Raw genomic sequence first — 15142 nt, 5'->3', positions numbered from 1 at the left:
TATGGTTTTTTCATGTATAGAAAGATTGTTTTCATCATAGCAATGTATGTGCCTTTGGTCGGTATGGCCCAGTTCAATACCGACAGATTGGTGACGATAGGGCGCAGTGCGCTTTATTATGAAGACTATGTACTTTCGATACAGTATTTCAACCAGGCCATCAGTGCCAAGCCACATCTTTACGAACCATGGTATTTTCGTGGTGTGGCAAAATATTACCTCGATGATTATGTCGGAGCCGAAAACGACTGTACACAAGCTATCGAACGCAATCCTTATGTTGTAGGTATCTATGAATTGCGCGGGTTGTCACGCATCAGACAGAACAAGTTTGACGAGGCTGCCGATGACTACATACGGGCATTGAAATACTCTCCGGACAATCAGAGTTTGTGGCACAACCGTGTGCTTTGTCGTATACAGCAGAAGAACTTTGAACAGGCTCATCTTGACTTGGATACCATGCTTGCACGTTGGAGCAAGTATGCACGCGGATATTCCATGAGAGCCGAAGTATACATGTTGCAGAAAGATACGGCACGTGCTGTTGAGGCTCTTGACCGCAGTCTTGAGCTTGACCCTTATGATGGCAGTACATGGGCAGCGGCAGCTGTAATAAGTCTTTCACGCAGTGAATGGCAGGAAGCTGAAAAACGTCTGGACAAGGCTATTCATCTTGTTCCGAACCAGGCCGGCAATTACATCAACCGTGCTTTGGCCCGTGTGAACAGAAACAACTTGCGTGGTGCTATGTCCGATTATGACACAGCGCTTGATCTCGACCCGAACAATTTTCTTGGTCATTATAATCGCGGTCTGCTGCGTGCCCAGGTAGGCGACGACAACCGGGCCATTACCGATTTCGACTTTGTGCTGGGGCTTGAGCCTGACAATATGATGGCATTGTTCAACCGCGGGCTTCTGTTGGACAAAACAGGTGATTTGCACGGTGCCATTCGGGACTATTCGAAAGTAATCGACCGTTATCCCAATTTCTGGACCGGCCTGCACTACCGTGCCGGCTGTTACCGTCGTCTTGGTATGACACGTCAGGCTGAGACGGATGAGTTCCGTATATACAAGGCACGTTTGTATAAGTCTCTCTATGGCAAGCAACCGCGTCTTAATAAGGATCAGATGCGCAAGCGCAGCGACGAGGACCTTGACAAATACAATCAGCTTGTTGTGGCCGACGAACATGAGGTAGAGCACGAATACGAGAACGACTATCGCGGACGGGTTCAGAATCGTCGTGTGGACATGGCTTTCATGCCTATGTATGAATTGTCTTATGAACAGCACCGTACCGAGGTGAAGCCTTTCATGGCTTTCGACAGTCAAGTTGAGGCTTTCAACAGTAAGGTGCGTATGTCAGACAGACTGTATATAAACTGTGTTCCGGCAAAGCTCGATGAAAGACGCTCAGCCGTGTATTTTTCGCGCATCGACAGTCTTTCGTCCGTATTGGCTCATGATAGCGGCGAATCTCGCCGGTCGTCATTGTTGAGAAGGGCCGTTGCCTATTCTGTGATACAGAATTTCGAGAGTGCAATAGAGGACCTTTCGGCAGTCATACTTGCCGACAGCACTTCGTCAATGGCTTATTGGCAACGTGCCGTGTGCCGGTCGAAGATGGAGACATTCGAAGCATCGCAGGGCATCGGTACATCGGAAATAGCATCGGCAACGGTAATTGCCGATTTTTCAGCAGCTATAAGGCATAACCCGCGCTGTGCTTATCTTTACTATAACCGTGGCAATGTCTATGCTTCGTGCAAGGATTATGTCAATGCAATAGAAGATTACAACAGGGCGCTTGTTCTCGATGAGAATCTGGCTGAGGCATACTATAACCGTGGGCTTGTCTGTCTGAAATCGGATCGTCTGTCGGAAGGTATCAACGATCTGAGCAAAGCCGGAGAGTTGGGACTCTATACAGCCTATAGCGTGATAAAGAAATATAGCAAGAAGTAAGATATCTTGTCCAGACTTTGCCATAGCGAGAAAATGTGATATAAGTGTTTTTTATATTATGAGAAAGAATATAGTATTGTCAGTTTTATTGTTCTTCAGTGTTCCGGCCGTTGCGCAGATTCAGGCTTTGAAGGGACTTGCATCTTTGGCAATACCTGATGCCGGACTTGAAGAGATACATGGTGAGGTGGTAGCTCTGACATCCGATGTCGGGAAAGATGTGGAGATTCTCAATGCCATAAATGCAGGCTATCCGTTTCTTCCGGATTCTATAGAGGCGATAAAGCGCAGGGCTGCCGCTTGTGGCATAACCATCGACGTACGGATAGGCACCGAGCCTCCGTTGTCGTACAGTGGATATACTATGACTGCATTTGACGAGGAAAAGTACAACAAGCTCAGCAAGGTGAAGAAACTGGCTTATCTCTCCAAGGTGCACAAGGCGTTGCGTGACGAACATGCCCGGTACTCGTCTGTTATAAATATAGCCGTCAATAAGATTGAGGAGATATTGGCGTTTTTGGAAGATACGGACAGGCAAGTTAAGGCGGCTGAGAAGAAAAAGGGTGGAGCACAGGCCGCCTTTTATGGGCTTGACGATGCCGGGCGTATGGCAATAAAGCATATGAAGAAAGAGGTTGCCGGAGTCAAGGGCCGTTCTTAGTTCGGATTTTTATCCTGCGTTTTCTCGTCATGGCAGAGTTGAAACAAGTTTCACTTTGCTCATCCGGCTTGACGAAAACGTTTCTTGCTATATTGACAAGGCTTGCCAAATGAGGGCCAACGAATAAAAAACATAGTGAAAATGCACTTGTTTTGGGAAAAATAGTTAACTTTGCCACTGATTAAAACTAAAACATATATTGTAGATATGATTGACATTAAATTTCCTGACGGTTCTGTTCGCTCGTATGAGCAGGGCGTAACGGGATTGCAGATCGCCGAAAGCATATCACCGGCTTTGGCACGCGACGTATTGGCTTGCGGAGTGAATGGTGAGACAGTAGAACTTAATCGTCCGATAACAGAGGACTCGAGTATCGCACTCTACAAGTGGGACGACGATGAAGGCCGTCATGCTTTTTGGCACACCTCGGCCCACTTGCTTGCCGAGGCGCTGCAGGAACTCTATCCTGGCATACAGTTCGGATTCGGACCGGCTATCGAGAACGGATTCTTCTATGACGTATTGTTGAAGGACGGCGAGTCGATCAAGGAATCCGACTTCCCGAAGATTGAGGCCAAGATGAAAGAACTGGCCGGAAAGAAGGAGCCCGTAGTGCGTAAGGAAGTGGCCAAGGCCGATGCGCTTGCCGAGTTTGGCGCTGCCGGACAGACATATAAGTGTGAGCACATCGAGCAGGATCTTGAGGACGGCACAATAACCACTTATACTCAGGGAGCCTTTACCGACCTTTGCCGTGGTCCGCATCTTATGAATACCGGTGCTATCAAGGCTGTCAAGCTGACAAGCGTTGCAGGAGCATTCTGGCGTGGTGACGCTACGCGTGAGCAGATGCAGCGTCTATACGGCATCACGTTCCCAAAGAAGAAAATGCTTGACGAGTATCTCGTGATGATAGAGGAGGCCAAGAAGCGTGACCACCGTAAGATAGGCAAGGAGATGGAACTGTTCATGTTCTCCGAGCGTGTCGGTAAGGGGCTGCCCATTTGGCTTCCAAAAGGCACCGAGTTGCGTCTGCGCCTGCAGGATATGCTGCGAAAGATACAGAAGCGTTACGGATATCAGGAGGTGATAACACCGCACATAGGTTCGAAGAATCTCTATGTTACCAGCGGTCACTATGCACATTATGGCAAGGATTCGTTTCAGCCGATACATACTCCGGAAGAGGGCGAGGAATATATGCTCAAGCCGATGAACTGTCCTCATCACTGTGAGGTGTTCGCCTGGAAGCCGCGTTCGTACAAGGATCTGCCGTTGCGCATCGCAGAGTTTGGAACGGTATATCGCTACGAGCAGAGCGGTGAGCTTCACGGACTTACACGTGTGCGCTCGTTCACTCAGGACGATGCTCATATATTCTGTCGTCCCGATCAGGTGAAGAGTGAGTTTTTGCGTGTGATGGACATCATTCAGACGGTGTTCTCAACGTTTAACTTCTCCGACGATAATGTAGAGGTGCAGATTTCGCTACGCGATCCTGAAGACCACGAGAAGTATATCGGAAGCGACGAGGTTTGGGCTTCTGCAGAGCAGGCCATTATCGAGGCTTGTCAGGAGAAAGGCTTGAAGGCTAAGGTTGAGTATGGCGAGGCTGCTTTCTATGGTCCCAAGCTCGACTTCATGGTGAAAGATGCTATTGGCCGCCGTTGGCAGTTGGGTACGATTCAGGTGGATTACAATCTCCCGCAGCGTTTCAAACTGGAGTATACGGACGAGGACAACCAGAAGAAGACTCCGGTGATGATTCACCGTGCGCCGTTCGGTTCGATGGAGCGTTTCTGTGCTGTGCTTATCGAGCACACAGCCGGTCATTTCCCCTTGTGGCTCACGCCGGACCAGGTTGCCATCCTGCCAATATCTGAGAAGTTTAATGACTATGCGGCCCGTGTGGCTTCCGAGCTTGACAGGGCCGGAGTGCGTGCAACGGTTGACAAGCGTAACGAGAAGATTGGCCGTAAGGTGCGCGACAACGAGCTGAAGCGTATACCTTATATGGTCATTGTAGGCGAGAAAGAGCAGGCCGATGCTACTGTCAGTGTGCGCAAGCAAGGCTCGGAGGAACGCGGTGTGATGACAATAGCCGAGTTCGCTGCCAAGATTAACGGTGAAGTGGCTGAACAACTGAAAGCCACCGACATACGTCCGGAGTAAGATAAGAATAAACATATCGATATAATAAGAGCGGAGAAGAAAGTCTTGTTTATGGCTTGCTTCTCCGTTTTTTATGTTTTTTCGTTGTCCGTCATTCAGCATAATTTCGATAATGTTTCGGTCGGCAAAGATGGACATGCGTAGTTGTTTTGTTCCTAATTGACAATAGGAAACGAGAAAGGATGATGATGGGATGAAAATTTACGTGATATTTATTTGACCAACGAGCATAATTCAGGTAAAAAAACAGAAAAAATATTTTGTTAATTGTCTGAATTGTCGTACCTTTGCATCCGATTTCTATAAAATAGTTGAATGAAGAATGACAAAATAAAGAATCAGTATCGTGTCAATGAACAGATACGAGTACGTGAAGTCCGCATCGTAGGAGATAGCGGATCGACTGTAGTTCCCACACGTCAGGCTTTGGATATGGCCCGTGAGCAGGGTGTTGACCTTGTCGAAATATCTCCCAATGCCAATCCGCCTGTTTGTCGTATCATCGACTATTCGAAGTTCCTCTATCAGCAGAAGAAACGTGCCAAGGAGATGAAAGCCAAGCAGGTGAAAGTAGAGGTGAAAGAAATCAGATTCGGCCCGCAGACCGATGAGCATGATTATCAGTTTAAACTGAAGCATGCCAAGGAGTTTCTCGAGGATGGTAACAAGGTGCGTGCATACGTGTTCTTCCGCGGACGCTCCATCCTTTTCAAAGAGCAGGGTGAGGTGCTGCTGTTGCGTTTTGCCAACGATTTGGAGGAATATGGCAAGGTTGAGTCGATGCCGTCGCTTGAGGGAAAGAAAATGTTTATCTATCTCGCTCCCAAGAAAGCCGGAGTGGCTAAGAAGAGCCAGCAGGCTATGGACCGTGAGAAGAAAGTTGCGGAAAGCAAGGACGCAAGGATACAGCAGCCCGAAGCAGAAGCGAAGATACCGGCAAACGGTGGTATGTTTGCAAATGCAAAGATTAGTGCCGATGCCTTGGAGAAGTTGAAGAATCAAGAATAAACAATGAATGAAAAGTGCGTAACGCCCGGTATATGCGTTGCCACAATTAATAATAATAATTAATTAAAACATTAAAACAATGCCAAAAGTAAAGACAAATTCCGGCGCAAAGAAGAGATTCCGTTTCACCGGTACAGGTAAGATTAAGAGACATCATGCTTACCACAATCACATTCTGACTAAGAAAACAAAGAAACAGAAGCGCAACTTGTTGCACCAGACTATGGTAGACCACAGTGATGTGAGGCAGGTTCGTGATTTGTTGTGTCTCCGTTAATTACCATTGTCAAACATTTAAAGTAAGAAGAAACTATGCCAAGATCAGTCAATCATGTTGCTTCAAGAGCAAAGAGAAAGAGAATTTTAAAGCTTACACGCGGTTACTTCGGTGCCCGCAAGAATGTTTGGACAGTAGCCAAGAACACTTGGGAGAAAGGCCTTACATATGCATATCGTGACCGTCGTGCCAAGAAGCGCAACTTCCGTTCACTGTGGATTCAGCGTATCAATGCCGCTGCACGTTTGGAAGGTATGAGCTATTCTGCACTTATGGGTGCTTTGAGCAAGGCCGGTATTGAGATTAACCGCAAGGTTCTTGCCGATCTCGCTGTAAACAATCCTGAGGCTTTCAAGGCTATTGTAGAGAAGGTAAAGTAAAAATCCGTCAGAATAGATACAGACAAACGCGCCGTAATCATAGTGATTGCGGCGCGTTACTTTTGTTTATACCATCATCATGTCACTCATTATCATGTCGCTTACAAAAAGACCTCGGCGCGTCAGGCGCAACCGACCGTCGTCGGTATGTTTCAACATGCCGTCGTCAATGTATCGTCGGGCAGAATTGAGGCAGGCATTGCGGTATTTATTTCCGAAGTCGTCGGCGAGAGCATTCAGATTGATGCCCTCGCATGTGCGCAGACGGAGCATCACCGTGTCGTTATAACGTGTGTCCATGTCGAGCTCTTCATGTTCCATTGGCAGTTCGCCACGGCTGACGGCAGCCATATAGCTGTCGATATCCGGTACGTTCCATTGGCGGCTTGTTATGTCGAATGAGTGTGCAGCGGCACCGATACCCATATATGGTGTGGCATTCCAGTAGCTGCTGTTGTGTTGTGAGCGGTAGCCGGATAGCGCGAAGTTGCTTATCTCATAATGTTCGTAGCCGGCTGATGTGAGCCGGTCGATAAGTGCGTAGTACATCGCGGCGCTCAGTTCCTCTTCTGTCTCTTTTATTCTTCCTTCGGTGAGCATGAGGTGGAGTGGGGTGTTTTCCTCAAACATCAGACTGTATGCCGAGAGATGTTCCACTCCGAGAGCGAGTGCATGGTCGATATCGTTTTGCCACTCGTCCATCGTTTCTCCAGGAAAACTGTACATAAGGTCTATGCTTATGTTGGCTGTTCCTGCATCGCGAAGCAGTTTTACAGCCAGTTCAATGTCGTTGGAACTGTGTCTGCGACGGATGAAACGCAGCCTGCTGTCGTTGAAAGTCTGTGCTCCCATGCTCACTCGGTTTATCGGAAGACGGTTTATCATTGACGCATATTGAGGTGTTATGTCGTCGGGGTTGCATTCTATCGTTATCTCTGTGGCCGCAGTATAGTCGATATTTGTGAAAAGCAGTGTGAGCTGTTCTTCGTCGAGCAGGCTCGGAGTACCTCCACCTATATATATAGTATGTATAGGTTCGTGAAGATAGTCGTGGCGCATGGCTATCTCGCGGCAAAGGGTTTCTATATATTTACGGCGCATCGAGTGGCGCGTAGTGGAATAAAAACCGCAGTATATGCATCGGCTTGCACAGAAAGGGATATGTATGTATAGTCCTGCCATATTATGAATTTTAATGCAAAAATACTAATATTGTTTAACAAAGGTTGTATTGATGCTTTAATATTTTGCTTTTCTCAGATAAAATTAATAATTTAGAGGCCGAGAATAACATGACCAATTAGTATCAACTTAAATCTACTGACGATATGAAAGTATATCAGACAAACGAGATTAAGAACATAGCGTTGCTTGGCAACGACGGTTCGGGTAAGACCACCCTCACGGAATCATTGCTCTACGAGGCAGGTATCATACAACGTCGCGGACGTATCACGGCAAAAAATACCGTGAGTGACTATTTCCCCGTAGAGCAGGAATACGGATATTCTGTTTTCTCCACCGTATATCATGTGGAGTGGAACAACAAGAAACTGAATATTATTGACTGTCCGGGTTCGGATGATTTTGTGGGTGCGGCCATGACAGCTCTAAACGTTACAGACACGGCAGTACTTCTGTTGAACGGACAGTATGGCCCGGAGGTAGGCACTCAGAACCATTTCCGCTATACTGAAAAACTGAAAAAGCCCGTGATATTCCTTGTCAACCAGCTTGATTCCGACAAATGTGACTATCACAATGTACTGGAACGACTGACGGAGATTTACGGCCCGAAGGTGGTGCCGGTGCAATATCCGCTGAATGAGGGACCCGGATTCAACGCTCTAATTGACGTGCTTTTGATGAAGAAGTATTCGTGGGGCCCGGATGGCGGTGCCCCTACAATAGAGGATATCCCCGCAGAGGAGATGGACCGTGCCATGGAAATGCACAAGGCACTCGTGGAAGCTGCAGCCGAGAACGACGAGACTCTTATGGAGAAGTTTTTCGAGGAGGAGAAACTGACCGAGGACGAGATGCGCGAGGGAATACGCAAGGGACTCGTCACGCGTAGCATATTCCCGGTGTTCTGTGTGTGTGCAGGCAAGGATATGGGTGTGCGCCGGTTGATGGAGTTCCTCGGAAATGTGGTGCCGTTCGTTGACGAGATGCCTAAGGTGCACAATACACGCGGTGAGGAAATCACAGTTACTGCCGACGGACCTACATCGTTGTATTTCTTCAAGACAGGAGTTGAACCGCATATCGGTGAGGTCTGCTACTTCAAGGTAATGAGCGGAAGTGTGAAGACCGGTGACGAACTTACCAATTCTGACCGAGGTTCGAAAGAACGCCTTGGACAGATCTATGTATGTGCAGGAGCAAATCGCCAGCCAGTGGAGCGTCTGAACGCGGGGGATATAGGTTGTGCCGTGAAGTTGAAAGACGTGAAGACTGGCAATACACTCAACGGCAAAGACTGTGAAAACCGGTTTGATTTTATCAAATACCCCAATTCCAAGTTCTCACGTGCCATCAAGGCTGTCAATGAGGCCGATACGGAGAAGATGATGGCGGCACTGATAAAGATGCGCCAGGAAGACCCGACGTGGGTGGTTGAGCAAAGCAAGGAGTTGCGTCAGATTATAATTCATGGTCAGGGCGAGTTCCATCTGCGAACGTTGAAGTGGCGTATGGAGAACAACGAGAAGATACAGGTGAAGTTTGAAGAGCCTAAGATACCGTATCGTGAGACACTGACCAAGTCTGCACGGGCAGACTATCGTCATAAGAAACAGTCGGGTGGTGCCGGGCAGTTTGGCGAAGTTCATCTCATTGTGGAGCCGTATGCAGAAGGAATGCCCGACCCGACGGTGTTCAAGTTCGGCGGTCAGGAGTACCGTATGAACATCAAGGGCAAGGAAGAGATAGACTTGGAATGGGGTGGCAAACTCGTATTCATCAACTCTGTGGTGGGAGGTGCTATCGATGCACGCTTTATGCCGGCCATATTGAAAGGTGTGATGGAGCGTATGGAGCGCGGTCCGCTCACAGGCAGCTATGCCCGTGACGTTCGTGTGATAGTATATGACGGAAAGATGCACCCTGTAGATTCCAACGAACTTTCATTTATGCTCGCTGCACGCAATGCGTTTTCGGCTGCGTTCAAGGAGGCCGGACCGAAGATTCTCGAGCCTATCTATGACCTCGAGGTATATGTGCCTGCTGATTTTATGGGCGACGTTATGAGCGATCTGCAGGGCCGGCGTGCACTCATCATGGGTATGGACAGCGAGGCCGGTTATCAGAAACTTCAGGCCAAGATTCCGCTGAAGGAACTGTCCAATTACAGTATTGCACTCAGCTCAATCACCGGAGGCCGTGCTTCGTTCACAACAAAGTTTGCCAGCTACGAACTTGTGCCCAACGATATACAGCAGCAGCTTATCAAGGAGCACGAGGCCGATGGCGAAGAGGATTAAGGAAAAGACTCTTTGCATATTGATATAAAGGAAATATAATTAGTATAAAGAGAAACAGGAAGAGGATTACATGACACTTCATTCCTGTTTCTTTTTTTTAGTTATTCATATTCCACGCAATCTTCTGTAAACTTAGAGAAAGGGTATGTAATAAACAGAACGGAGCGTCTTAGCCGTTATATTATGCTAAGCGTGGTCTACAATTTCAAGATGAAGCCCAAGAAGTAGATGCCGGAGTTTTCGGGGGCTGTAGCAAAAGGAAAATCTATACCGCTGTAGGTAGAGGGAGTTCTCAGCAGCACCCTCTGCCTACGCGGTGGTGTAATTTGATGTTAATCAGCTTTGAGCAGCACTCTCAAGTGTGAACCAATGTAATTCCGGACTAACCGGCTTTTAAGTCGTGTCTTATCGGACATCTGCAAGGCTGCTGCCGTAAAAAGATGTTATTAAGATTACTGTGTAAAGTTAATGATATTACTGTGTAAAGTTAATGATATTACTGTGTAAAGTTAATGATATTATTGTGTAAAGTTAATGATTTTACTGTCTAAAGTCAATGACTTCACGTTCACTGCATGTCTTTATGGTGGTTGCGGTGCAGTGCCGTTGCCGGATGTCACGGTTCTGACGAGGACATGAGAACGGCAGGAAAGCCGTGCTTTTCCCGACAGGCAAAGATTTGTGATGTGGCATTTTCTGTTTCGACAGCAGGATGATTGTTCTGTAGCTGATGACATTCGGGTGTTTTCGGAATAAGGTTTGTTAAGAATAAGGTAATGTAATTGTATATATGTAATTATATCGTAATATTTTGGTTAACATGGGTAAATTTAACAAAATAGATTAACTAAATATTTTGTTTATATAATATATCACATTATCTTTGCAACCATGAAGAAATCAACGATTTGGACAATAGCAATAGTGATGGGACTATCGTTCCTCGGGCTTCTCTTCTTGCAGCTTTCGTATATCGAGGATATGGCAAAGATGAAGAAGGAACAGTTTGACGAGTCCGTTAATCGCAGTCTCTATCAGGCATCGCGTAATCTGGAGCTGAACGAGACGTTGCGCTATTTGGAAAAAGACGTTAATGAAACAGAACGTCGTGCATTCCGTCAGGATTCAGTGATGAGCCGTTCGGGAAAACTTAATGATGTGATTCAGCATTCGCATCAGTATTCGGTAACAGGAAAGGACGGTACGGTTTATTCTTCGTTTCAGTTGAAGACCATCACTACCAAACCTTCAACCATTCCAAAGGCGATGATTCTTCGCTCTGACAAAAACTCCATCAGTGCGGCATCGAAATCGTTGCAGGAGATAGTACGCAACCGCTATGTTTATCAGAAAGCGTTGCTTGACGAAGTGGTCTATAACATACTGTACACGGCAAGTGACAAACCGCTTAACGAACGGGTCAACTTCAAGTTGCTTGATCAGGATATCAGGGCCGAGCTGCTGAATAACGGTATAAGCATACCTTATCATCTTACGGTGGCAACATCCGACGGTCGAGAGGTATACAGATGTCCGGACTATACTGAAGAAGGTGACGAACATACCTATTCGCAGGTGCTTTTCCGTAACGATCCGTCGCCGAAGATGGGTGTGGTTAGTATACACTTTCCTGATATAAACGGATATATATTCTCGAGTATTCGCTTTATGATACCTTCGGTGGTATTCACGTTTGTACTTCTCGTGACATTCGTTTTCACAATAGTAGTGATATTCCGTCAGAAAAGGTATACCGAGATAAAGAATGATTTTATAAACAATATGACACACGAACTCAAGACGCCTATTGCCAGCATATCGCTTGCCGCACAGATGCTCAATGACGAGAGTGTCACGAAGAGTCCGACAATGATGAAACACCTTGGTGGGGTGATCAATGATGAGTCGAAACGTTTGCGCTTCTTGGTGGAGAAGGTACTGCAGATGTCGATGTTCGACCGCAAGAAGGCTGTGTTCAAGAAAAAAGAAATTGACTTGAATGAACTTGTGGAGAATACAGCCAACTCGTTTGCACTGCGTGTGGAACACACAGGAGGAAAGATTTTTACGGACATCGAAGCTATTGACTCTACCATATATGTGGATGAGATGCACTTCCAGAACGTAGTGTTCAACCTGATGGACAATGCTGTGAAGTATCGTAATCCGGACAAGCCGCTTGATATCTATATGAAGACATGGAACGACGATGAGCGTCTCTATCTGTCAATCCGTGACACCGGTATCGGTATAAAGAAAGACAATTTGAAGAAAGTTTTCGATAAGTTCTATCGTGTTCATACCGGAAATCAGCACGATGTGAAAGGATTCGGACTCGGTCTGGCATATGTGAAGAAGATTGTTGACCTTCACAAAGGCGAGATTCATGTAGAGAGTGAATACGGCAAGGGTACACGTTTCATAATATCGTTACCGGTAATAAAAAACTGAAAATAAGAAAATAAAATAAACAACGAGTATTAACAATTTAAATGACTACGATTATGGATGAGAATTTGAAGATCCTTCTTTGTGAAGATGACGAGAATTTGGGTATGTTGCTTCGCGAATACCTCGCAGCCAAAGGTTATACAGCAGAGCTTTGCCCGGATGGAGAAGCTGGTTACAAGGCATTTCTGAAAAGCAAGTTTGACATCTGCGTGCTCGACGTTATGATGCCTAAGAAAGACGGTTTCACACTTGCACAGGAAATACGTTCTGCAAATGCGGATATTCCTATTATATTCCTTACAGCAAAGACATTGAAGGAGGATATACTTGAGGGATTCAAGATTGGTGCGGATGACTATATAACCAAGCCTTTCTCTATGGAAGAACTTGTATTTCGTATAGAGGCTATTCTCCGTCGGGTGCGTGGAAAGAAGAATAAGGAAAGTACCCTGTACCATATAGGCCGCTTCACGTTTGATACACAGAAGCAACTTCTGAGTATAGGTGACAAGCAGACCAAGCTGACAACAAAGGAAAACGAACTTCTTGCTCTGCTGTGCAGTCATGCCAATGAAATACTTCAGCGTGATTTTGCCCTTAAGACAATATGGATTGATGACAATTATTTCAACGCTCGTTCGATGGACGTATATATCACCAAACTACGCAAGCATCTTAAAGATGACGATCAGATTGAAATAATCAATATTCATGGTAAGGGATATAAGCTCATTACTCCTGAGGAAGATTGAGAATATTGAATGTAATTAGGACAGATTAAGCATAAGTTAAGTCGTATAGACAAAAGGAATACAGATGCCGGCCGGGAGGTTAGCATCTGTATTTCTTTATAATTCTGAATACCTGCTTATTGTCATTGGATTAAGTGCCAATGGTGTTTTGCTTGAAAAACTATCTTCATATTCATGCACATTTTCTCGCCATGGCAGAGCTGAAACAAGTTTCCCTCAGCCCATCTGGTTTAACGAAAACGTTGGATTTCATCCTGCGTTTTTCTCGTCATGGCAGACTTGAAACAAGTTTCACTCTGCTCATTTGGCTTGACGAAAACGTTCTTTTTTTAGTATCTGCTGTCTTTTTTTGCCGTATAGATGTAAAGGAACATGCCTGCCATGACAAGTAAAAAGGATATGAGAAGCAGTGTGTTATGGTTTCCTTCAGGCATGAAGTAACATATCACTTGAAGCAACACGCCTATGACGGTGAGCATGAAAGAGGAATATTTGAAGTATTTTTTCATCTTAATCGTTAATTTGCGGGCAAAAGTACAAAAAATATTTTGTAGAGTGGAGAAAAAAGAGTAACTTTGCACCGCAATTTTGCAAATTAACATTTTATATTATTTAAAGGTATGAATCAATACGAAACCGTTTTCATTTTGACTCCCGTTTTGTCTGATGAACAGATGAAGGAAACGGTCGCTAAGTTCAAGAAGGTTCTGACCGATAAAGGTGCAGAGATTCTGAACGAAGAGGCTTGGGGACTGAAGAAGATGGCTTATGCTATCCAGAAGAAGTCTACAGGCTTTTATTGTCTGGTAGAGTTCAAGGCAGAGCCTTCGGTAATTAAGACTCTTGACGTGGCTTATCGTCGTGATGAGAAAGTAATCCGCTACATGACAGTGAAGTTGGATAAGTATGCTGTTCAGTATGCAGAGAAGAGAAGAAACAAATTAGGTAAAAAAGAGGAGGCTTAAGCAATGGCACAAGAATCAGAAATCAGATATTTGACTCCACCTTCAGTGGATACAAAGAAGAAGAAGTATTGCCGTTTCAAGAAAAGCGGTATAAAATATATCGACTACAAGGATCCTGAGTTCTTGAAGAAGTTTCTCAACGAGCAGGGTAAGATTCTTCCACGTCGTATCACTGGAACTTCACTGAAATATCAGCGTCGTGTTGCTCAGGCTGTAAAGCGCGCACGTCAGATAGCTCTGCTGCCTTATGTAACTGACTTGATGAAATAATAAGGAGGAGAACAGATATGGAAATAATACTGAAAGAAGATATTATCGGTCTGGGATTCAAGAACGATATCGTGAATGTGAAGGCTGGCTATGGTCGTAACTACCTAATACCGAAAGGTAAGGGTGTTATTGCTTCCCCGTCGGCAAAGAAAGTTCTTGCAGAGAACTTGAAACAGCAGGCTCATAAGATTGCAGCCATGAAAGCTGAGGCAGAGAAGAAGGCTGAGGCTCTGAAAGATGTTGCTCTTGTAATAATGGCTAAAGTTAGTACAACAGGAGTTACTTACGGTTCGGTAAATGCTGCTCATGTTTCAGAGGAGTTGAAGAAACTCGGTCATGAGATTGACCGCAAGCTTATTGTTATGCGTGACATAAAGACTGTAGGCGACTTTATCGCAACAATCCATTTCCATAAGGAAGTGACTGTTGAGATACCTGTAAAGGTTGTTGCTGAAGGTGCAGAGCAGATTGAAGTTCCGGTTGAGGAAGTGGCAGCTCCAGTTGAGTCTGAAACAGAGGCTCCTGTAGAAGAGTAATCTCGCTGTAAAGCAAATCATATTTATTATACAATGAGAATCCCGATTATGTAATATAGTCGGGATTTTTTTTGTCCTTTGGTTGATATGTTTGCTGTGAAATAAAATGTTTATATAGCATTGTGGATATGTGCACAATGTTTATTATTAGTGCAGGCAATGGATTTTTATTTTAGTATGCACAAAAAAATCCCCCGAACTAAGT

At 45.5% G+C, this 15142-nt stretch carries 14 protein-coding genes; 12 read left to right on the top strand and 2 right to left on the bottom strand.

What is annotated here, in order from left to right; all coding sequences use genetic code 11:
• The first annotated feature begins 12 nt into the window (after positions 1-12).
• The 6 genes from HPS55_RS01435 to rplT all read left to right on the top strand — a co-directional run bounded on the left by HPS55_RS01435 (position 13) and on the right by rplT (position 6478).
• Entirely contained in the window at positions 13-1974 is a 1962-nt protein-coding gene (locus HPS55_RS01435) for a tetratricopeptide repeat protein (protein ID WP_172173934.1), read from the top strand.
• A 58-nt stretch (positions 1975-2032) separates the two neighbouring features.
• A complete protein-coding gene (locus HPS55_RS01430) occupies positions 2033-2638 on the top strand; it encodes a hypothetical protein (protein WP_172173932.1) in 606 nt (201 codons plus the stop codon).
• 207 nt (positions 2639-2845) lie between these two features.
• Positions 2846-4813, top strand: a complete 1968-nt coding sequence (gene thrS / locus HPS55_RS01425; protein ID WP_172173930.1) for a threonine--tRNA ligase — start codon at positions 2846-2848, stop codon at positions 4811-4813.
• A gap of 315 nt (positions 4814-5128) precedes the next feature.
• Entirely contained in the window at positions 5129-5821 is a 693-nt protein-coding gene (gene infC, locus HPS55_RS01420) for a translation initiation factor IF-3 (RefSeq protein WP_172173928.1), read from the top strand.
• Between the two features lie 79 nt (positions 5822-5900).
• Positions 5901-6098: a 50S ribosomal protein L35 gene (rpmI, locus tag HPS55_RS01415; protein ID WP_172173926.1), complete on the top strand. Its 198-nt coding sequence runs from the start codon at positions 5901-5903 to the stop codon at positions 6096-6098.
• A gap of 35 nt (positions 6099-6133) precedes the next feature.
• Positions 6134-6478 (top strand): 50S ribosomal protein L20, encoded by a 345-nt coding sequence (rplT, locus tag HPS55_RS01410; protein ID WP_172173924.1) that lies wholly within the window; start codon positions 6134-6136, stop codon positions 6476-6478.
• 66 nt (positions 6479-6544) lie between these two features.
• Here rplT and hemW read toward each other — a convergent pair whose 3' ends face one another.
• Positions 6545-7660, bottom strand: a complete 1116-nt coding sequence (hemW, locus tag HPS55_RS01405; protein WP_172173921.1) for a radical SAM family heme chaperone HemW — start codon at positions 7658-7660, stop codon at positions 6545-6547.
• Between the two features lie 146 nt (positions 7661-7806).
• Between hemW and HPS55_RS01400 the strand changes: the two genes are divergently transcribed.
• From HPS55_RS01400 to rprY, 3 genes are all read left to right on the top strand, one after another.
• Complete coding sequence (locus HPS55_RS01400) at positions 7807-9963, top strand: elongation factor G (protein WP_172173918.1); 2157 nt, start codon at positions 7807-7809, stop codon at positions 9961-9963.
• Between the two features lie 891 nt (positions 9964-10854).
• Entirely contained in the window at positions 10855-12414 is a 1560-nt protein-coding gene (locus HPS55_RS01395) for a sensor histidine kinase (protein ID WP_172173915.1), read from the top strand.
• Positions 12415-12467: 53 nt separating this feature from the next.
• Complete coding sequence (gene rprY, locus HPS55_RS01390; RefSeq protein WP_172324644.1) at positions 12468-13166, top strand: response regulator transcription factor RprY; 699 nt, start codon at positions 12468-12470, stop codon at positions 13164-13166.
• A gap of 329 nt (positions 13167-13495) precedes the next feature.
• On the opposite strand, the gene HPS55_RS01385 is transcribed toward rprY, so the two are convergent.
• Positions 13496-13675 carry a hypothetical protein gene (locus HPS55_RS01385; RefSeq protein ID WP_172173909.1) on the bottom strand — a complete coding sequence of 60 codons (180 nt, stop codon included), beginning with the start codon at positions 13673-13675 and terminating at the stop codon, positions 13496-13498.
• A 111-nt stretch (positions 13676-13786) separates the two neighbouring features.
• Between HPS55_RS01385 and rpsF the strand changes: the two genes are divergently transcribed.
• The 3 genes from rpsF to rplI are packed head-to-tail and all read left to right on the top strand — an operon-like array spanning position 13787 to position 14937.
• Complete coding sequence (gene rpsF, locus HPS55_RS01380) at positions 13787-14131, top strand: 30S ribosomal protein S6 (protein WP_172173906.1); 345 nt, start codon at positions 13787-13789, stop codon at positions 14129-14131.
• Positions 14132-14134: 3 nt separating this feature from the next.
• A complete protein-coding gene (gene rpsR, locus HPS55_RS01375; RefSeq protein ID WP_042520093.1) occupies positions 14135-14401 on the top strand; it encodes a 30S ribosomal protein S18 in 267 nt (88 codons plus the stop codon).
• A gap of 17 nt (positions 14402-14418) precedes the next feature.
• Positions 14419-14937: a 50S ribosomal protein L9 gene (gene rplI, locus HPS55_RS01370; RefSeq protein WP_172173903.1), complete on the top strand. Its 519-nt coding sequence runs from the start codon at positions 14419-14421 to the stop codon at positions 14935-14937.
• The last annotated feature ends 205 nt before the right edge of the window (positions 14938-15142 follow it).

The sequence above is a fragment of the Xylanibacter rodentium genome (assembly GCF_013166575.1).
Lineage (GTDB): Bacteria > Bacteroidota > Bacteroidia > Bacteroidales > Bacteroidaceae > Prevotella > Prevotella rodentium.
Note: the sequence above shows the minus strand (reverse complement) of the source record. Positions and strands in the feature narration are given on the sequence as shown.